Origin of the sequence: Paraburkholderia sediminicola (assembly GCF_046026895.1) — a bacterium.
In the GTDB taxonomy this organism is placed as follows: Bacteria; Pseudomonadota; Gammaproteobacteria; order Burkholderiales; family Burkholderiaceae; genus Paraburkholderia; species Paraburkholderia sediminicola_C.
The window spans coordinates 73342-93050 of the sequence record NZ_JAQQEU010000006.1 but is presented as its reverse complement, the minus strand read 5'-3'; the positions used below and the strand labels follow the sequence as shown (position 1 = coordinate 93050).

The window sequence follows — 19709 nt, the reverse complement described above, 5'->3', positions numbered from 1 at the left end:
GGGGTTTGTTTTAGAGCGGCTCGGGAGGCGCGGATTCGCCGTTTGCCGCGGCGCATGCCGCCGCGCGTGCTTCACGACTGGCACGCCGCCGCTCGGCAAAGAACGATTTGAGCGCCGCACCGCATTCGGCTTCGAGCACGCCGCCGCTCACCGTGGTGTGGTGGTTCAACCGCGGATCCGCGAATGCATCGACGACGCTGCCGCACGCGCCGGTTTTCGGATCGCGTGCGCCGAACACGACGCGCGCAATGCGCGCGTGCATGATCGCGCCGGCGCACATCAGACACGGCTCGAGCGTCACATAGAGTTCGCAGCCCGGCAGGCGGTAATTCTCGACGGCCTGCGCGGCGGCGCGCAACACGACCATTTCCGCATGCGCCGACGGGTCGTGCGCGCCGATAGGATGATTGAAACCGCTGGCGATGACTTCATCGCCTCGCACGAGGACTGCGCCGACCGGCACTTCGCCGGCGGCGCGCGCTTCTTCGGCCGCGGCCTGGGCTAGCGCCATGAAGCGGCGATCGCGTTCGGAAATAATGGGGGGCTCGGGCGGATCGACTGGCGTGGAAGCGTTGACCGCGGTAGCGACAGACGCGCCGCAAGCGTGGGCGGGAGATTCGCCAGCCTCGGCGCCGGGGGATTCGAGTGCGCCAGGCGAGACCGGTACGCTTGGCGCTGCGCCGGAGCCACTTGGCGGCGCGCCTGATGCGGCACAGCGCGGGCCCGCGACACCCGGCATATCCGGCAAAACAGGGACAACCGGCACAAACGGCTCACTCACTGCGAACCCGCCTCTGCCGTATTGAGATTGCCGGCGCGCTCCAACAGCCGCTCCGCAATTCGCCGGCAATATTCGCGAGGCAAAACCATCGGACCGCCACGCAGCGATTCAAGCGCCATGTCGAGCGCCAGCATGCGCGCCTGCAGACGACAACGGGTGGCCTGGTCGCTCACGGCATTCAGCTCCGATTGCAGGTCGCGCAACGCGCGCAACTGCTCGACGGCGGGCGGCACGAAACCCGCATTTTTTAAAATCCGGTTGGCGACGCGCACTTCTTCCGGGACCAGTGCATCGTCGTCCAGGGGCAGGGGCGCGCCCGCGCCCGGCAAGTCGTCGAATTCGCCACGCGCGGCTGCGGCGGCAATACGCTGTTCGACAAGCGCATCAAGCAACTTCATCTACTATCCACTAGGTTGCGGCCCAAGCATTCTATCAGGGAGCGCACGACCGTTCAGGCCGTCCGGCGGACAAAACGCACCGATTTTCAGATAGCGCGTATATCAGGGACGTATAGCGGTGGATTACATTGAAAGACCCGGCAGGCGGCGCGTCTCGCGAGGATCGGCCCGATGAGGGAACCTTTTCGCGAATGACGCCGCTTCGGTCCCCTGCTCTCGCTTCTCGAGGCCACTGACGTTATGCAATCCACCACGATCGAAGAACACGTTAGCCAACCGCTTGCGACGTCCACCGCCAGCCTTCGTTTGCGCTCGGCCGCGCAGCCTGTACCGCGACCTGCGCAACCCCGGATGCACGCATCTCGCGAATCTTGCGCACGCTTGCGCGCGGCACTGGCAGCACTGGTCGTGTCGGTGGCGCTGTCCGGTTGCGGCGTGTTCTGCGGCGGCGCAGGCGGAAGCGGTGGTGGATTTGCCGGCGGTTGCGGAGCCGGAATGCGATTCTGAGTGTCAGTGCCCGAAGCGAACGTGGACATGCCCGCTGCCACCGGTGCGGACCGGAACATGGGCACGCCCAGGGACATGGACGTGGGGCATTGAGTACGCAGCGAACACCCTGAGCACGACCGCCGAACCCCGCACGCTGAACGTCGAGCACCTGACATCAACATCAACACCAACGCGCACGCCGACCGCCCCGAATCATTATTCGCCCATCACCAGCGGCCACCGGGCCAGCGCGACATGCCGCGTACGCCCGAGCAAACTGTGCATCAACGCAAATTCGCGCACGTTCCAGCAAGCCGACTCAATTGGACGCGCAGCGGCCCAAGGCATGCCGTACGCCAACGTGACATGCGGCGTATAAGGCACGGCGTTCGACACCGCGTGCTCCGCAAAACCAGCGTGCTGCAACGCATGCCTCAGTGCGCGATGAAGCGCACGAAGCCCAGCCACGCCGTCGCCCCCGCTCAACACCAGCGGCCCTGGCCGCGGCTTCGACGCAAAGCTGGAGACTGCGTCGAATTCGACCGCAAAGGGCGCCATGCTGATCGACGCTGCCGCCCGCATCGCGGCGTCGACTTTATCCCGAGGCAGGCCGCCTGCAAAATTCCCGAGATGCAGCAAGGTGACGTGCAGACGCCCAGCCGGGAGCGGTTTGCTGCGCACGCGCGTTTCGGCGCACAGCTGTTGCGCGAGCTTCGCTATAGCGGCCGCCGTGTTGCCATCGGGAAATACGGCGAAAAACAGACCGTCTGTCGGCGCCGGCGGCGCCTCCAACCCGGGCAACCAGAGTTGTTCAGGCATTTCGTTCCCAACCGGGTAAAGCCGGCATATAGATGAATCTCCGTTCATGTTGCGGCTCGCCCGCGTGACGGGTCGCATCATGTGATTCGACGACGAACCGGCGCCGACGCATCCCCTGCTCCTCCAGTTCATCACCGACGATTCGCAGGAGTCCAGCCGCGCGGCCTCGTTTCCGCCGCCCCATAAAACCGTTGCGCATGCGCCCGGCCCACGCACAATACTGTACATTCATACAGTATCTGCAGCAACGTGGAATGGCTCAAAAAGCTCGACGTATGGGCCGATGCGGCTATCGAAGGGCTCGGCCCCAGCACCGGCGCGGGCATGTGCCACAGTTTCACGCCGGGCGGGCACTGTGTGTCATTGCTGAAATCCTGCTCACCCATTTCTGCCTGTACGACTGCCCGTATTGCGTCAATCCGTCGTTCGAGCAATGTGCCGCATGCACGCTTCAGCCTCGGGGAGACCGTCGAACTCACGCGTTGACTTAACCGCCCAACGAAACCGAATCGGCAGCAGTGAAAAAAAATCACCCTGAAACCATCACTTGCTCGTCATCCCCGATGAGTTGATTACCTTTCGTCGACAGACCCCCACTCCTCAGCGTAGCTCGCAAGGCAAAACTGACTTTTCCACGCTGAATGTGGGCTTCCGCACATTTCCACCGCACGCGAAACTTGGCTTCCAGAATGAAAGCCTATAGTCAGGATGTAACTGTTCGGTTGCGATCGCCTCGGGCACTTTGTTGCGCATCTCGGGATCGCGTTGATGCATCGCATTCGCGAAGGGCAATTTAACCTCCCTCGTTTGCGACTCAAACCGCGCCGAAATCGAAAGCAAGGCGAACACACCACGTTGCCGTTCAGGGCATTCAGTGATAACTGCATGAGCTCAGCGCGCCCGCAATGCATCGACGATGTTCATGCGGGCCGCACGCATCGCAGGCAGAAACCCGCCGACGAGACCCATCGTCATCGAAAATGCGAGCGTCTTCGCGGCGATGGCAGGTGTGAGGATAAAGCGGAACGACAGGTCCGCGAAGGTCTGGAAGTTGGTGGTCGAAAACGACGCGAACTGCATGAGCGCCGCGCAGCCCAGCCCCACCAGTCCGCCGACGAGCCCCAGCAGCATCGCTTCGACGAGAAACGCAGCGAGCACGTCGATGCGCCTGAAGCCTACCGCACGCAACGTGCCGATCTCCGCGACCCGGTTGGCCACGGACGCGTACATCGTGATCATCGCGCCGATCATCGCCGCTATCGAAAAGATCATCGATAGCGTGAAGCCGAGAATGTTGATGAACGTCGAGAGCGCCTTCGACTGGTCGCTATAGAACGTCTGTTCGCGCTTCGCTTCATCGGCGAGGCGCGGATCGACGTCGAGGTCGGACTTGAAGCCACCGAACTGGTCGGATTGCGCGAGCCGCACCACCATCGACGAATAACTCGTGCGGCGAAATGCTTGCATCAACTGATCCACATCGCCCCAGATTTCCGAATCGAAGCCGCTGCCGCCCGCGTCGAAGGTGCCGACCACGGTCCAGTCGCGCTGCGCGAAGCGCAAATGCTCGCCGGGCTGCGTGCCGCTGAAGCCCTTCGCAATGCTGCTGCCGACGATGATTTCGGACGCCCCCGGATTGAACATGCGCCCCGACGCGAGCTTCACTTGCGGCCGCAAGCTCATGCCCGCAGGCGAGACCCCGCGAATCACGACATTCGATGGCTTGCCCGAGGAGAGCTTCGTGAGCGAGATCAGCACGACGGACTCCTTCGACGCCATGCGTCGCCCGTCGTCACCGATCGCCACGGCCGGGTGCATTTCGATCACGTTCGCCTGGCCGCGGTCGATCGCGCTCTGCACCTCCGTTTCCGCGCCCTTGCGGATCACCACGACGTTGTCCTGTTCCCCGGTGGACACGAGCGTCTTCTTGAGGCCCGCATCGAGCATCAGCACAGTCGCGAACACGAACACGACGAGCGCGAGCCCACCGGCCGTGAGCGCGGTGGTCAGCCGGCGCGTCCACAGATTGCGCGCGATGTACGAGAGCGGGATCGCCACGTCAGCCTCTAGCCGATAGCCCGCAGGCCTTCGACGATCTTCACCCGCGCCGCCTGCAGCGCCGGAATGATCGCGGCCGCGAGCCCGACGACGAGCGCGCATGCCGCTTGCAACAGCATCGTTTCTCGCGACACGTGGAACACCGGGAACACGCCTCCTGCGGCCTGTTTGAAGAAGCTTGCGGCGGGCGGCGTGGCGAGTATGCCGAGAACGCCGCCCACCACGCAGATCGTCACCGACTCGCCGAACATCAGCAACGCGAGAAAACCCGGGCCGAAACCGAGTGCCTTGAGCGTCGCATATTCAACGGTGCGCTCGCGCGCGCTCATCGCCATCGCATTGGCCATCACCGCCATGATGATGACGATGACCACATAGGACACCAGTTGGATCGCCGCAATGATCTGATTCGACATCGCCACGAAGCCAAGCTGGAACGCCTGCTCGGTTTCGGTGAGCGTCTCGGCGAGCGAGTTCCTGAATACGTTGTCGACATTGCGCGAGATCGCGGCGGCTTCGTCCGGGTTCGCGATGCCAAGCACATAGACTCCGACCTGATCCGCTTTCCGGCCCGGCGTCTTGCGAACAGTTTCGTTCAGGTAATCCCAATGAAAAATCAGTTGGCGCGTAATCGTCGATTCGTCGCGACCGTCCAGAATGCCGCGCACGACAAACTCCCACGTGCCCGGATAGATCGTGCCCTTGATCGGAATCACGTCACCAATCTTGAAGCCGTACTGGCCCGCGAGCTGTCTGCCGATCAGACAGCCCTTGCGGTCCCGCTCGTAGTCGTTGCGCTGCTGTGCGGGCAAGATGAATTCCGGGTACAGGTCGAGATAGTTGTCCGATACGGCGAACTGCGCGAAGAAGTTCTTCGGCTCGCGATACACGCCGCCGAACCAGTTGGAGCGCGCGACCATCGTCACGCCGTCCACGCCACGTATGCGGTTCTCGTAGCTCAACGGCAGCGGAAAGACGAGTGAGATCGCATTGCGCGTCACGAGCCGTGCATTGGATGCCGCAGCAGCGCCCGCATACCATGCGTCGACCACGGTATGCAGCAACCCGTATGCGAGCACCGCGATCAGGAGTCCGAACACGGTCAGCAAGGTGCGCAGCTTGTGCCGCAGCGCGTTTCTCGTGATCAGCTTGAGCAGATACATGATGATCGGCCTTGGCGTGCCTCAGCGAATGGTTCCATCGATCAGTTCCCCCTTTTCCAGATGCACAATGGCGTTCGCCGCCCCCGCCGCATGCGCGTCGTGGGTCACCATGATGATGGTCTTGCCGAGTTCGCGGTTAAGCCGCTGCATCATGGCCAGCACCTCCTCGGCGGACGTGCGGTCCAGGTCGCCTGTCGGTTCGTCGGCGACGATCAGCGTCGGATCGCTGATCAGCGCGCGCGCGATCGCAACGCGTTGCTGCTGGCCGCCGGAAAGCTCGGACGGATAATGGCGCGCGCGATCCGCCAGATTCACCATGTCGAGCACGAGGCTCACGCGCTCGCGCCGCTCCTTGCGCGACAGGCGGGTGAGAATCAACGGCAATTCAATGTTCTCGAATGCGCTCAGCACGGGCATCAGGTTGTAGAACTGAAAGATGAAGCCGACATGGGCCGCGCGCCATTGCGCCAGCGCCGACTCCGACAGCCGCGTGATGTCGAGTCCGCCCACGCGCAGTTCGCCGCCATCCGGCCGGTCGATGCCCGCGATCAGATTGAGCAGCGTGCTCTTTCCCGACCCCGACGGCCCCATCAGCGCAATGAAGTCGCCTTCGCCGATCGAAAGCGTGATGTCGGAAAGAACAGGTACCGTTTGAACGCCGCGCCGGTACGACTTGACGAGGTGCCTGATTTCGACGAGCGGCGCTGTATCGCTCACGCGCTTCACGTTGTCCACGGTGTTCACACTATTTCTTCGCCACGGTGACTTTGGCGCCGTCCTTGATGTGCTCGTTCGGCGCGCGTACCAGCACATCGCCCGGGCGCACGCCGCTGACGGCCACCAGGTCGCCGAGGGCCGCGCCGGTTGCGACGGACACTTCCCGCACGGTATCGTCCTTGATCACGAAGGCGACCTTGCGGCCGTCGCGCTCTACGATGGCCGCGGGCTGCACCGCGACCACCGGCTGCCGGTCCTGCGGCGCAACGGGCTTCGTCAGAAACGCGATCTTCGCGCTCATGTCGGGCAGCACGCGATCATCGCGATCGACGAAGCGCACCTTGACGAGCACGGTGGCTTTCGAACGGTCGACAGTCGGCACGATGCGCGACACGCGGCCGGCCAGTCTGAGTTCGGGCAGCGCATCGAGCTGGATCTCGCAAGGCTCGTTCACGGTGATCTTCGCGATGTTCGATTCCGCGACATCGGCTTCGACTTCGAGCGTTTCCATATCGGCAATCGTCACGACGGCGCCCTTGCTGTCGGATGCCTGCGAGAACGGCGTGATGTTGTCGCCGACGTTCGCATGCTTCTCGATCACGACGCCATCGAACGGCGCGCGGATCACGGTTTGATCGACGGCCACCTGAGCCGCCTGCGCATTGGCCTGCGCCGACGCGATCGCCGCACGGCTGTTGTCGATCGACGCCCGCGCCTTGTCGTAACGGGCGAGATCGGAGTCGTACTGGGTGGCGGGCGCGGCGCCGTTCGGCACGAGTATCGCGGTGCGGCGCAGGTTGACTTCGGCGTTCTTCAGTTCGGCCATCTGCAGCGCGAGATTGGCCTGCGCCACCTTGACTTGCGCCTTCGCCTGCGCGAGCGCGGCCTCGACATCCGCGCTTTCGAGCCGGGCAATCACCTCGTCTTTCTTGACGCGCGTACCCTCCAGCACGCCGAGCCACTCGAGGCGCCCCTGCCCTTTCGACGCCACCGCGGCCTTGCGCTGCGGCACGACGTAGCCGGTCGCGTTGAGCAGCGTATAGGTCTGCGACGGGTAAGCGGACACCACGGTGGTGGTTTCGACGGCCTGCGGACCGGCCAGCTTGAGGCCGGCAACCCCCGCACCGACAAGAAGCAGCGCGACAACCCCGTAAGCGATCCAGTTGCGCCGCCGTCCTGGAGCGACGGCGGGCCGGTCGATTTTCAGCCTCTTCAGATCATGATCAGCCAATTTTTTATGTCTTCGCCGGCTGGCGTTCGCGCTTTGCGGACACCGTATGGAAACGGCATCACGACGTCTCGCCACGCCGGCTACTTGTCCTGTAGACGGGTCCACAGTATAGCGCCGCGTCTGGAGCCGACTTCCCCAGAGCCGCTCCACGGCTCGCCGGACCTTCTGCGGCAGCGAGGCCGGATCGGCCTCGTCGGTCATGCGGTAGAGATAGCCCGTCATGCGGGTTGGCTGGTCACGACCTCGATATAAAGATGTCAGTCGCTCCGTTTTGCACTATAAAGTGTCCGACAGCACCACAACGCTGTGGCTGCTTCGCCGCAGACGCATTTGATATGCAGGGTGAAAACTCGGAGTAAATTGTGTTTGCACCTGATACCGCCGTTGTCTTGGTCATCGCAGTGATGGCCGAAGTAGCGTTCGCTGTGTTCTACGGCGCGGCCGCAAAAGTTCGCTAACCAGTCACCTCGATTCTGGAGAACCTCATGACAGATATCGCACTTGCACGCAAAGATGCCTGCCTCGCAGTGGTTCATGCGGTATTGACAGACTTGATTGACGACAGCAATCTGATCGACGCGGCTCTACGTGTTGCGGATTACCTGGCAGATGATCTTGAAGGGAAGATCACCGAGACCGACGCCGTCCTACTTGCTGTCGACGCACTGACAAAAGTCAATCGCGCGACTCGTGAGTGGTACGACGTCGACGGCAACTCGATGGACGCGATGAGAGTCGCAGACTTTGTCATCGACGAACAAATCAACGGGTACGACCGTGCAGCCAATGCACATGAAACGACTTCGTCCGCGGCAAGAATCGAGGCGCGAGCGGCCGCAGTCATTCGACCAATGGGATCACAGGTGCGGCCCGTTCACCACTGAGTCGCGAGCCTTGCCAATGCGCGCTGGAGTCTCAGCGGCGGAAAAGCGAGAGCGGATGCGTCCACTTCCTGGCGGTCGACGAGGCGGATTGTCTTCGATCGTCAAGACCTGCGTTCCCTTTTCGCGTCCCATTTGGCGCCTCCGCCAGGGGGCCTTGCGCCTGCAGCCGTGTGCGAGATTTCGTTCCCCGCGCTTTAGCCGGACGAGAGGTCGAACGGCAGAGATGGGTCGGTTTGGTGCGTTCGCCGTCGACCCGGCTTCGGCCAGAAGTGGTCGTTGGACATCAGTACCTGGATGGTCGACAATCGGCGAACGTGCACCAACGATCTGACCGAGCCTGGACTACGTAAGTTGCCCAGGAAAGGAGCGCACCATGGCGACCCTATCCCTTTCGAGCGGTACACCAATCGACGAGATTGCGCAACGCATCTATCGCATCTCCACTCCAGTCGAGATCCCCGGTGGTGGCGGATTCTCGTTCAACCAGTACCTGATCGACGACGACGAGCCGCTGCTATTTCATACCGGTCTGCGCAGGCTGTTTCCAGTCGTCGCGGAAGCAGTCGCGCGAATAATACCAATCGATCGTTTGCGTTATGTCGGTTTCTCGCATTTCGAGGCCGACGAATGCGGCGCACTCAACGAGTTTCTCGCGGCCGCGCCGCGTGCGGAGCCACTGTGCGGCCAGATCGCGGCCATGGTCTCGGTTAGTGATTATGCCGACCGGCCGCCACGCGCGCTGGATGATGACGAGACGATCTCGCTCGGGCAGCACAGCGTGCGCTGGCTTGATACGCCGCATCTACCGCACGCGTGGGAATGCGGATTCCTCATGGAAACCGCATCGGCAACGCTGCTCTGTGGCGACTTGTTTACCCAGGGCGGTTCGCATCACCCGCCGCTTACCGAGGGCGACATCCTCGAACCGAGCGAGGCATTCCGTCACAAGATGGACTACTTCTCACACACCAGGGGCGCCCGCGCAATGCTGGAACGCCTTGCTGCATTGCAGCCGACAACGCTGGCCTGCATGCACGGCAGCGCCTGGCGCGGCGATGGCGCGGGCTTGTTGCGCGCCCTCGCCGAGAGCGTCGAACGCGCCTAGGCTCTACGCTGAAAGGTATGGGACAGCAGTCGGCACTTTGAGTCACTCAGCACCCGGGCGTGAATCGTTTGCCAGATAGGCTGCTACGCTGCATCAATCATTGCCGGAGATCGAGGTGAGCATGACCTTTCTCCAGGTAGCCCTGAATGGCGATCGCAAGCATCAAGCTGCCCCGAAGAGCCCAGGCGCTATCGGAGACGATGCTGCCGAAACAGTGAGAGCGGGCGCGCATGCGGTTCATGTACATGCCTATGACAGTTCGGGAAACGAAACGCTGGACGCGGGAGAATGCGGCGCCGTAGTGCGGGCTATACGCGTACGCTGCCCAGATGTACCGATTTCGCTTACAACGTCGGCAACCATTATTTCTGATCCCACCCGGCGTTTGAGGACAGTGCAATCATGGACTGAGCTTCCAGACCTCGTGACCGCCAATCAGGGCGAGGACGGTATCGATGAACTAAGCGAATGGCTCATGGCGCGTGGTGTCGGTATCGAAGCGGGGCTGCTGTCGCCGGCAGATGCTCGAAGGTTTGTGACGTCTGCACTTCGCAATCGGTGTCATCGTGTGCTCATCGAGCCCTTGAGCGCAGATCCGGTCATCGCCTTGCGGGACGCAGCAGAAATGGAAGCGATCGTATTGGCTGCGGGCCTCATGCTCCCTCAGGTGCATCACGGCTACGACGGATCGTACTGGGCGGTGGTCCGGCGGGCACTGGAGCAGGGTCACGGTATCAGAACGGGCATGGAGGACGTTGTCGTGCTGCCGGACGGTCGAGCGGCGAAAAACAATCGCGAACTGGTCGAGGCCGCGAGGACGCTCATCGCAAGTTCAGTCGTCCGCACTTGAGCGGCCCACACGGCATAGGTGCCGTCTCAACCGGTGGCAGACCCGGCCTAGACCGTGCGAAAACGCAGGCTAAACGCGAGGTTCGAGAAAGGCGGCCCTTCAGATCGCGCTGTATTGGCTTGGCAGTGCGTTGGCAAAGCGCGGCGTTTCGGCGTTTACTGGGTTGCCCGATAGTCGCCGACAGTGGATCCGGTGTCAGAAATTACGTCAAATTAGAATCCGCACCGCCGCTACACGTTCGGCGGGTGTCGGGCAGCAACAGACATTTCCGATGACGTCGTCGCTTATGTATCGTTCTGGCTTCGCCGCGCGCGTCAGGCCACGGCAGCATGCTTCACTATCTGGTGCGCTCACTCGAGGGCTGCCCGCATACGATCGCCGTCAGCACCAACGGAATGACCGGATGAACCACGGCAGTGCTTCCCGCGTCTACGAGCAGACGCTTGACCGAATCCGCCGCGGCCAGCACCACCGCGCCGTAAACCGGGCCTGATGAAGCTTTGCCCCCCCGACCTTTAAAAAGCGGGTCATCCGGCTGATATCCAAACACAGCCTGAACAGGGAGGCCGAATGCAGTCAGGCTGGCATCGTTCGTGGGGCGGAAAGCGTTCACTGAATTGGGTTCAACGCGCATGGGTGGGGTTTTGATCGAATGCGCCTCAACGAGACGGACGACGAAGTCATGTGCTGTTTCTGCGCACGCCAGGTGATCGTCGAGCGCGTAGCTGGACGCAGGCGTTGGAAAAACTGCAATGACTGCCAGAAGTCCGGAAATTAATCGCATGGCACACTTCCTTAAAGTCGGTCCAGGAGCGGGTTGCCCAATCTCTCTGGTCGGCGACGGTCGACCACGATTCATGAAGTTCCCAAGCCTTACCAACTTCAAGCATTTGCCGTACCAGCAAGAGCCGCCGCCCTCACATGCGCAGCGCCTCTGCCCGCGCAAGACTTCAGGCCCTGCGGGGACGCGGAACCGTGAGCCTTTCAGCCGGCTGGGCTGCTCGAGCCGAGGCATAGCATCGCATGCTGAACACGGCGGCCGCCTCGTCGAAGATGTCCTGATCCGATCGACGAAGGGTATTTCGCCTGATGGTTCTTTCGAGGATCAGCAATTACGCTGATCTGACAGGAATCGGCGGTCTACGCGCGCCCGGTCGGTGGCATTTCGCAGGCCAGCCAGTAAGCAGGCAAGTGCTGCGAGCCTATCGCGCACCGCCGTCCTGCATCATCACCAGCGCGAGTGACGCGGAGAGAATCGATTTCGCCAGCTTGTCATCATCCACGGCGCGCGCGAGCGTAATGGCCCCCACGATGGTCGCGACGATACCCAGCCCAGCGTCTTTGCTATCACTGGATGCGGATTGCGCTATTTGTGACGCCAGTTTGCGCACGTAACCCGTAAGCCGTTCCCTGACATCCGGATTCGCATGCCGCGCTTCCCCAGCTAGCGCGCACAGCGCACATCCAGTGCCGGGATTCTTCACGTGACGCTCATTGAGGAAAACCTCGGCGATAGACTGCAGAGGCGTTTCCCCACGCTTTCCCGAACCGCCTGCGAGAGACGCAATGCGCTTCTCGCTCTGACTAACCGCGTGCTCGAGCGCTTCCAGGATCAACGCATCACGCGACGAAAAATGGCCGTAGAACGCGCCGTGTGTGAGCCCGGCGCTACGCATGCAATCGGCGACGCCGAGCGCCTCGATGCCGTGTTCGCGAATCTGCCGTGACGCGTTCTTCAGAACCCGCTGCCGACTCTCGGCCTTTTGTGCCTGCGAATAACCCATTTTTTGGCCTCATCACGCTTGACAATCTGCATGATGATCATAATACTGAATTTCTGCATGATGCTCAACATACAGAATGAAGGGTTGGTGATGTTCATGCGCGCTCGGATGCGGCGGCTGTCCTGCGCTGCTTGACAGAGACTTTTGCGAGGTTTTCGCGCCGTCAAGAGGCACGGCCTGGACGTCACCTCACGGCGTAATACACAGGAGAAGGATATGCGTTTTACTGGAAAGACAGCGCTCGTCACTGGCGGCAACAGCGGCATCGGTTTTACTGCAGCGAAGCTTTTGATCGCCGAAGGCGCCCGTGTTGCGATCTCCGGCCGCGATCCCGCAAAACTGGATCAGGCAGTATCCGAGCTCGGCGAAAACGCGCTGGGCATTCAGGCCGATCTCGATAGTGAAACTGCGATCGAGTCGATGTTCAAGCAGATCCAGGAAAAATTCGGGTCCCTCGACATCGTGTTCGCCAACGCCGGGATCTCCGGTCCGACGCCGCTCGGCGGCACGCGCGCTGCTGCATTTGAGGCGATTCTTCGCACCAATCTCACGGCTGTCTTTCTCACTGTTCAATCGGCGCTTCCGTTGATGGGCGCGGGAGGCTCGATCGTATTGAACGGCTCCGTGATGCGCGAATTGGGCTCACCCGGGTCGGCCGCTTATTCCGCCACGAAGGCGGGCGTCACCGGCATGGCGAAGGTGTTTGCGTCTGAACTCGTGCAGCGTGGCATTCGCGTCAACACTGTGATCCCTGGCGGCACGCGCACACCGATCTGGACGCGCGGCGCGCGGGCCGGCGCAACGATCGACGGAACCGAAGAAGCGCTCGCGCCGCGCATTCCGATGGCACGCCTCGCTACACCCGAAGAGGTTGCCAAGGCCGTGCTTTTCCTCGCGTCCGACGATGCTTCGGGAATCACGGCGGCGGAAATCGTCGTCGACGGCGGCACGATCGGTGCGCCGTGGGGTGCGCCTGTGTTCCGCAAGGGGTGAAGGGGCTCGACTTTCCGGTTGCAGGTCGACCAGCTTAGAGACAGCCCGGCTTTGTCGCGATAAGGCGCGTGAAGAATATTCACTCGCCATGCGAAGCAGTCCATATGCTATCAAGCCGTAGAATTGATCAGCGGCAGACGGATGGATTCAGTGAGTGCACTTCATTTGTCCTTTGACAATCGAATGCATGAGTTCAATTCCGCCGAGAAGAATCCGGGCACAGTGAAAAGACTTTAACCCCAGCATAGGTGCAGACGGTAAAAATTCGTGCACTTGCTGAATCCGCCCGAAGTACTCTATGGATCAGCCACTCTCCTCATCCTGAGGCTTGATCCATGCACGCCAAAGAAACTGCGTCAACGCATCCGGGCATGCCCCTGTTCCAGACGCACGGTGACCGGCATTCTTTCGGTAACGCGGCGATCACCTTGAACTGGACCGTCAGGCACCAGCATCTGGCCGATTTCGCCCTGACCGGCCGCATGCACACGCGCACGCTGCGGGTCACCGCTCCGTTTGCGCTATCGCTGGCCGACGGTCGCACACTGGGCATTGCCGACCTGAAGCTGCTTGCGCCGCTGCGCGAAGAAATGCTGACAGTCAATCCAACAGCGTCGCGACTGGCCGAACGGATCGCGGGCAGGCGCGTGCGTGCCATCCTCGGTGACGAACAGGATCGCCTGCGGGTGGAGTGGAGCGTGGAGCAACGCGAAAGCTCGCAGTACCTGCGCTTGCAAGTGGCGATCACCGCGATCAGCAAGGACGAGCACGTTGCCACCGTTTCGCTACTGGAGACGCAGGCGTGCGATGCGCAAACCCGCGGCGAGTTCAAGGGAGCACCTGTGGTCGCGGGCAACGTCTACCTTGGTTGCGAGCTTCCGTTGTCCGAAAGCCTGGTACGCGGGGACACCGTCGGCTTCACCCTGTCGCGGGCGTTGCCGCTGGAAATGGGCAAAACCAGTGTCTTCCCGGCGGTGGCTGGCGTGGCTCGCGACGGCCAGCTACGCCGCGATTTCGCGGCCTATCTCGAACGCGAACGGGCCCATCCGCACCGCCCGTTTCTGCATTACAACTGCTGGTACGACATCGGCTACCTCACGCCGTACACGGAGCAGCAAGCGCTCGAACGCATCGACGAGATCGGCCGCGAGTTGCACGACAAGCGCGGCGTGCAACTCGACTCCTTCCTGTTCGATGACGGCTGGGACGACTACAGCGGCAGTTGGCATTTCGGCAAGGATTTTCCGCATGGATTCGTGCCGCTGCGCGACGCCGCCGCCCGGTTCGGCGCGTCACCCGGCGTGTGGCTGTCACCGTGGGGCGGCTATGGCTCGACGCGGCAGGAACGCGTGACGCGAGGCCTCGCCGCCGGATACGAGATCATCGATGGTTGCTTCGCGCTGTCCGGGCCGAAATACTACCGACGCTTCCATCAGGCCGTGATGGAACTGCTCACCCAGCACGGCATCAATCAGTTCAAATTCGATGGCGCCGGCAATGCCGACAGGGTGGTCCCGGGCAGCCGCTTCAGCAGCGACTGGGACGCGGCGATCCAGTTGATCGAGGACATCCGCGAGGCCAGGCCCGAAACCTTCGTCAACCTCACCGTGGGCACCTATCCATCGCCGTTCTGGCTACGCTACGCTGATTCGATCTGGCGCGGCGGCAAGGACGACGACCTGGCCGGCGTTGGCAGCAATCGCCAACGCTGGTTGACCTACCGTGACGCACAGACCTACCGCAACGTCGTAGTGAGGAGTCCGCTGTTTCCGCTCAGCTCGCTGATGCTCCACGGCATCATCTACGCGCAGTTCAACGACCGGTTGAACACCGCTCAAGGCCAGGACTTCGCAAACGAAGTGCATTCGTACTTCGGCAGCGGCGCGCAACTGCAGGAGCTATACATCACGCCGTCGCTGCTCGGCGACGGCGACTGGGACGTCCTCGCCGACTCTGCCCGATGGGCCCGGGCAAACGCCGAAGTGCTGCGCGACAGCCACTGGATTGGCGGTGCGCCGGATGGGCTCGAGGTGTACGGCTGGGCTGCATGGTCGCCGGTCAAGGCGATCATCACGCTGCGCAATCCCGACAGCCAGGCGAAGCGCTTCGTGCTCGATTTGCGGCGGCAACTGGAATTGCCAGCCGGCGCGGCGGGACGATTCCAGACGCGCAGCGTATGGCACGCCCATGCCCCGCATGTGCCGCCGGTGCTGGACGCGGACCGGGCGCAGACTATCTCACTCGCGCCTTTCGAAGTGCTCACTTTGGAGCTGGTCCCGGCCGGTGGCGAAGGGTAATCGAAGTTGCCGCGGATTTCCCCGTGCTGGCTTGCGGTGCTCTCTTTACGATAGCGTGCGCGCGAGTTCTACCGGTTTGGCTTCCATCTGATGCAGATCGAAAATGATGACCTCGTTCTCACCCAGCCTCAGCCACGGAGCAGGACAATACAGGCGCTTTTGCGGACCGATATTCCAGTAGCGACCCAGATTGTGCCCGTTGACCCAGACCACACCTTTGGTCCAGTTACGCATGTCGAGATAGGTATCGCCGATGGTATCCAGTGACAGAGTCGCCTTGAAGAAGAGGCCGGCCTTATGAGGGTTCACGCAGACGCTGCGCAAGTTCGCGATAAACGCGCTATCCATCGGCAACAGGAAGACTTCCCAGCCAGTGAGCGTGCCACTCGAATCTCCCGCATCCTCCAGCGTGACCGGTTCGAGAATGCCTTTTCGGTCGACCATCGCGTGGCCATAGTTGACGCGCCCCATGCCCTCGACGAGGATATCCAATGAGACGTCGCTGTCCTCAGGCCACGACACAAGCGCAAGCGTAAGCGGCGCGTGGTGCATGACATTCAGCGGCTGCGCGCAATGCTCCGGCATGAAAGCTCTCGACACACCGCCTACGTATTGCTCGGCGACGAAAACGACTGCGTAGTCGTGAACATTCCTGATATCCAGCACACCACCGCGGTAGCCCTGCAGCTTCTTGCGATACAGCGCGAAACCAAACGCCTGGCCATACATCTCGAATGGCTGTGGATCGACGGTTTGTACGGCCGGGAGCGCGGCCGGCAGGTTGTCCCAAACGGACGCGTGAAGTTCCGGCATCAACGCATGGCTTCCGTTGCGGCTGATCGTCGGAACGGGATTGGGTATATCAGGAAGCGGTGTCGCGAGATAGCGGGCAACGACGCCGCGGTACTTCATGTACTTCGACGTCGCCACGCCTTGCTCGCTGATGGGTGCCGCGTAATCGTAGCTGGTGATGTCGGGTTGATATTCGCCTGAATCGGCGTCCACATTTGCGCCGGCATAGAAGCCGAAGCTGGTGCCGCCGTGAATGACATAGAGGTTGAACGACAGCTTCAGTTGCATGAACGCGTCTAGCGTGCCGGAAATATCTGCGGCCGTACCATTGAAAGTCTCGTCGCCCCAATGGGTGAGCCACCCCGGATACACTTCACCGGCCATCGCCGGAACGGCCGGAAATTGCCGCCGGACGGCCGCGATTCGCTCTGCATCGCCATTGCTCAATGCAATCGCGCCGCCGGTAATGTTCGTGCGATTCTGCTCAAGCTGCCTGATGCCATCTTCGGTATAGAACGGCCCCTGCACTCCTTCCTGAAGCCAGAGCTGCCGTATCTCTTCGAGGTAAGCCGGGTTGCCGGCGTACGAGCCGAATTCATTCTCGATCTGGATCATCAGGATCGGCCCGCCGTGAATCACCAACAGTGGTTCGATGCGCGGACTCAGCGCCCTGATGTAACGAGCTACCGCCGACATGTAGCGAGGATCGTGAGCGGAGTCGGTCCTGAGCTGGATGTCCGGGTAACTCAACAGGTACGACGGAATGCCGCCCAGATCCCATTCGCCGCAAATATAGGGACCCGGCCGCAGCAACACCCACATTCCCTCCTGCTGACACAGTCGAATGAATGCTTCGATGTCGCGGTTCCCTGTGCTGAAATTGAAAATGCCCGGACTCGTTTCGTGGTAATTCCACATTACGTAGAGGGCGATGCAGTTCATCCCCATCGCCCTGGCCATCAGGATGCGATGCTGCCAGTAGCCGGCGGGGATGCGGGCGGGATGCATCTCTGCGCTACGGATCTGGAAAGGCTCGCCGTCGAGCAGGAAGCTTTCGCCATCCTGGCTGAAAGAAAAGGTATGTGTGCCTTGGCCTGTCGAGGCTGGGATGTCGACCGGGTGAGTTCCAGTCAGGCCGCTATCCGGGTCGTTGCCGCCATCGCCTGCCGATCCCACAGGCAGGCGCGCGGTGAATGACGCGGATTCTCTTGTGTCCATTGAATGCATCTCCCACGATGCTACCGAGAAATGGCCCCCTCGAACGCGTGCTCCCGACCCGATGCGGACGGTCGGTGATTGGAAAAGCGGACCCTCGGCGTCGAGGCTCAGGCCGCGTCCCGTCAGGGACGTCGGCCTTCAGCGAGAGTTAGGCATCCGTGTGACCTTGGCGCCGCAGGACGACATGCGTGGCCTTCTCCGACGCTACGAATTCAACGCATTCGTATCCCGGAGCACGCAAGTCGACCCCTTCGAACAGCGATTCTCCCCGGCCGAGCAGGACCGGCGCGATCGCCATGTGCAGTTCATCAATGAGGCCCTCACGAAGATACTGCCGGATTGTGTCCGGCCCACCGCCGATCCGCACGTCCATTCCGGCAGCGGCCTCGCGTGCGCGGTCGAGCGCCTCGCGAATGCCTCCTGTTATGAAGTGGAACGTCGTGCCGCCCTCCATCTCGATGGGGGGACGAGCATGATGGGTCAAGATGAAGACTGGAACGTGATACGGTGGACTTTCTCCCCACCAGCCTTTCCAGTTTGTGTCCGGCCAGTCCCCACGAATGGGTCCGAACATGTTCCTCCCAAGAATCCAGGCTCCAACATTCTGAAAGCCACGGGCGGCGAACTCATCGTCAACCCCGGTCGTACCGCCGTCCTTGCCGAACAAGGCCTGCTGGAATGTGCGTGTGGGGACTAGCCACTGGTGCAGTTCCGTCCCGCCAACGCCGAGCGGATTGTTGATGTCCTGATTCGGGCCTGCTCCGTATCCGTCGAGCGAGAGGGTGAAGCCGTCAACGCGAACTCGTGTCATCGTTTGCCTCCGTTTAGACGCCTCAGTAATGTGGACAGCGAATCTGCATGGTTTGCCGGGATTATGCGAAATATTCTGGCAGCACATTTTTGCTGAAGTTCGCGAAGTGAAGCAGCAGCGTGACGACGTAGGCGCCGGTGAAATCGCGCGAGCGGAGCACCTCGAGCGGCATCATGGGGTGAAGGCTGGTCGCTTCGCCTTGGAATACGGCGCCGATGGCGCTCACAGGGAGAACCTCCCGGACAGGTAGCCTTGTCAGTCGCGCGCGGACTTGTCGAGTTCGGCGAAAAGCCACTCCTGGAAATTGCGCAGCTTCGGCAGATCAGCGCGCGACTTCAGCAGATTCAAAGTATACCCGTTGACCCTGAGCCCTTCCATGCCGAGCGGTGCCACGAGCCGCCCTGTTTCGAGCTCCCGGTGTACGAGCAGCAAGCTTTCCAGGCACACCCCCATACCATCGGCCGCGGCGCTGATCGCCATGAACGAGCGCGCGAAGCGCGGGCCGCGCGTGATGTCGACGACGGTCTTGCGATAGAGGCGCATCCAGTCGCGCCATCCCACGAGACATCCCTCACTGTGAATCAGCGCATGGTACCGCAAGTCCGCGGCCGCTCGGATCGGATGCTTGCCCTGCAGCAGCGACGGCGAGCAGAGCGGCACGACGGTTTCCGGCGGCAACTCGAGCACCAGCGTGCCGGCGGGTTGCATCTTGCGTGCGCCGTAGCGAATCTCGACATCGACCGCTCCGGTCGTGAGGTCGCAGGCTTCCGTTGACGCATTGAGCCGCACGTCGATATCCGGATTGAGCGCGCTGAAACGCGCAAGCCGCGACATGAGCCATTGCGTCGCGAAGCTCGGCGTCGAATGCACGGTGAGGATGTCGCTCTTCGAAACGCGGCCGATGTCGCGCGTTGCGGCCTCGATGCGCCCGAACGCCGCGCCGATCTCCTCGGCGTACTTGCGGCCGATGTCCGTGAGCACCACCGCGCGATGCACGCGATGAAAGAGCCGCACGCCCAATTGCTCCTCCAGCAGCTTCACCTGATGACTGATCGCCGAGGGCGTCACGAACAACTCTTCTGCTGCAAGTGCGAACGACGAGAGCCTGGCCGCGGCCTCGAACGCTTGTATCGACTTGAGCGTCGTGCGATTTTGCATTGCGGTAACCGAGTGAATTCAATTCAGCGATCAGCCACTTTAATTCGTTTGAGCGCCCAACCTCAAGCGGATACGCTTGAATCACTCGCCAAGCCTTATGGGACAAGGGTTTTCCCGGTGCGGCGAGGGTCGATGGAAGGGGCTTCGAACAGGCCCCCCGC

General features: G+C 61.9%; 18 protein-coding genes and 3 pseudogenes. 7 read left to right on the top strand and 14 right to left on the bottom strand.

Features of this window, described 5'->3' with window-relative positions; genetic code table 11:
* Window positions 1-10: 10 nt before the first annotated feature.
* The 3 genes from tadA to PQR02_RS06505 form a co-directional block, all read right to left on the bottom strand.
* On the bottom strand, window positions 11-739 hold the full coding sequence (tadA, locus tag PQR02_RS06515) for a tRNA adenosine(34) deaminase TadA (protein ID WP_408227467.1): 729 nt from the start codon (window positions 737-739) through the stop codon (window positions 11-13).
* Window positions 740-777: 38 nt separating this feature from the next.
* Window positions 778-1179: a DnaJ family domain-containing protein gene (locus tag PQR02_RS06510; RefSeq protein ID WP_408227173.1), complete on the bottom strand. Its 402-nt coding sequence runs from the start codon at window positions 1177-1179 to the stop codon at window positions 778-780.
* A 705-nt stretch (window positions 1180-1884) separates the two neighbouring features.
* Complete coding sequence (locus PQR02_RS06505; protein ID WP_408227170.1) at window positions 1885-2487, bottom strand: 2'-5' RNA ligase family protein; 603 nt, start codon at window positions 2485-2487, stop codon at window positions 1885-1887.
* Window positions 2488-2736: 249 nt separating this feature from the next.
* On the opposite strand from PQR02_RS06505, the pseudogene PQR02_RS06500 reads away from it, so the two are divergent.
* Window positions 2737-2967 (top strand): annotated as a pseudogene (locus PQR02_RS06500) (putative DNA modification/repair radical SAM protein); the annotation flags it as partial.
* A 411-nt stretch (window positions 2968-3378) separates the two neighbouring features.
* Here the strand turns inward: PQR02_RS06500 and PQR02_RS06495 are convergent.
* Genes PQR02_RS06495 through PQR02_RS06480 form a run of 4 tightly spaced genes read right to left on the bottom strand, consistent with a single transcriptional unit; the run spans window position 3379 to window position 7656 of the window.
* Complete coding sequence (locus tag PQR02_RS06495) at window positions 3379-4545, bottom strand: ABC transporter permease (protein WP_408227167.1); 1167 nt, start codon at window positions 4543-4545, stop codon at window positions 3379-3381.
* A gap of 8 nt (window positions 4546-4553) precedes the next feature.
* Window positions 4554-5708, bottom strand: coding sequence for an ABC transporter permease (locus PQR02_RS06490; RefSeq protein WP_408227163.1), 1155 nt, complete (start codon window positions 5706-5708; stop codon window positions 4554-4556).
* Between the two features lie 21 nt (window positions 5709-5729).
* A complete protein-coding gene (locus PQR02_RS06485) occupies window positions 5730-6452 on the bottom strand; it encodes an ABC transporter ATP-binding protein (RefSeq protein WP_408227160.1) in 723 nt (240 codons plus the stop codon).
* A 1-nt stretch (window position 6453) separates the two neighbouring features.
* A complete protein-coding gene (locus PQR02_RS06480) occupies window positions 6454-7656 on the bottom strand; it encodes an efflux RND transporter periplasmic adaptor subunit (RefSeq protein WP_408227157.1) in 1203 nt (400 codons plus the stop codon).
* A gap of 485 nt (window positions 7657-8141) precedes the next feature.
* Here PQR02_RS06480 and PQR02_RS06475 point away from each other — a divergent pair, with 485 nt between their 5' ends.
* The 3 genes from PQR02_RS06475 to PQR02_RS06465 all read left to right on the top strand — a co-directional run bounded on the left by PQR02_RS06475 (window position 8142) and on the right by PQR02_RS06465 (window position 10495).
* Complete coding sequence (locus PQR02_RS06475; protein WP_408227154.1) at window positions 8142-8540, top strand: hypothetical protein; 399 nt, start codon at window positions 8142-8144, stop codon at window positions 8538-8540.
* 373 nt (window positions 8541-8913) lie between these two features.
* Entirely contained in the window at window positions 8914-9645 is a 732-nt protein-coding gene (locus PQR02_RS06470; protein WP_408227151.1) for an oxygen-binding di-iron domain-containing protein, read from the top strand.
* 121 nt (window positions 9646-9766) lie between these two features.
* A complete protein-coding gene (locus tag PQR02_RS06465; protein ID WP_408227148.1) occupies window positions 9767-10495 on the top strand; it encodes a 3-keto-5-aminohexanoate cleavage protein in 729 nt (242 codons plus the stop codon).
* A 337-nt stretch (window positions 10496-10832) separates the two neighbouring features.
* Here the strand turns inward: PQR02_RS06465 and PQR02_RS06460 are convergent, their stop codons facing one another.
* Complete coding sequence (locus PQR02_RS06460) at window positions 10833-11279, bottom strand: hypothetical protein (protein WP_408227145.1); 447 nt, start codon at window positions 11277-11279, stop codon at window positions 10833-10835.
* Window positions 11280-11581: 302 nt separating this feature from the next.
* On the opposite strand from PQR02_RS06460, the pseudogene PQR02_RS06455 reads away from it, so the two are divergent.
* Window positions 11582-11677, top strand: a pseudogene (locus tag PQR02_RS06455) (RES family NAD+ phosphorylase); the annotation flags it as partial.
* Between the two features lie 20 nt (window positions 11678-11697).
* On the opposite strand, the gene PQR02_RS06450 reads toward PQR02_RS06455, so the two are convergent.
* Window positions 11698-12279 (bottom strand): TetR/AcrR family transcriptional regulator, encoded by a 582-nt coding sequence (locus tag PQR02_RS06450; protein WP_408227142.1) that lies wholly within the window; start codon window positions 12277-12279, stop codon window positions 11698-11700.
* 216 nt (window positions 12280-12495) lie between these two features.
* On the opposite strand from PQR02_RS06450, the gene PQR02_RS06445 reads away from it, so the two are divergent.
* The gene (locus PQR02_RS06445) at window positions 12496-13272 is read left to right on the top strand and encodes an SDR family NAD(P)-dependent oxidoreductase (RefSeq protein ID WP_408227138.1); all 777 of its coding nucleotides are present in this window, start codon (window positions 12496-12498) and stop codon (window positions 13270-13272) included.
* A gap of 147 nt (window positions 13273-13419) precedes the next feature.
* Here PQR02_RS06445 and PQR02_RS06440 read toward each other — a convergent pair.
* A pseudogene (locus PQR02_RS06440) lies at window positions 13420-13524 on the bottom strand (IS6 family transposase); the annotation flags it as partial.
* An 83-nt stretch (window positions 13525-13607) separates the two neighbouring features.
* Here PQR02_RS06440 and PQR02_RS06435 point away from each other — a divergent pair.
* Window positions 13608-15569, top strand: a complete 1962-nt coding sequence (locus tag PQR02_RS06435; RefSeq protein WP_408227135.1) for an alpha-galactosidase — start codon at window positions 13608-13610, stop codon at window positions 15567-15569.
* Between the two features lie 45 nt (window positions 15570-15614).
* Here PQR02_RS06435 and PQR02_RS06430 read toward each other — a convergent pair whose 3' ends face one another.
* The 4 genes from PQR02_RS06430 to gcvA all read right to left on the bottom strand — a co-directional run bounded on the left by PQR02_RS06430 (window position 15615) and on the right by gcvA (window position 19548).
* Window positions 15615-17579 (bottom strand): beta-galactosidase, encoded by a 1965-nt coding sequence (locus tag PQR02_RS06430; protein WP_408227132.1) that lies wholly within the window; start codon window positions 17577-17579, stop codon window positions 15615-15617.
* A gap of 148 nt (window positions 17580-17727) precedes the next feature.
* Complete coding sequence (locus PQR02_RS06425) at window positions 17728-18390, bottom strand: dihydrofolate reductase family protein (protein ID WP_408227129.1); 663 nt, start codon at window positions 18388-18390, stop codon at window positions 17728-17730.
* Between the two features lie 61 nt (window positions 18391-18451).
* Entirely contained in the window at window positions 18452-18616 is a 165-nt protein-coding gene (locus tag PQR02_RS06420) for a hypothetical protein (protein WP_408227476.1), read from the bottom strand.
* Between the two features lie 29 nt (window positions 18617-18645).
* Window positions 18646-19548, bottom strand: a complete 903-nt coding sequence (gene gcvA / locus PQR02_RS06415; RefSeq protein WP_408227125.1) for a transcriptional regulator GcvA — start codon at window positions 19546-19548, stop codon at window positions 18646-18648.
* Window positions 19549-19709: the final 161 nt, after the last annotated feature.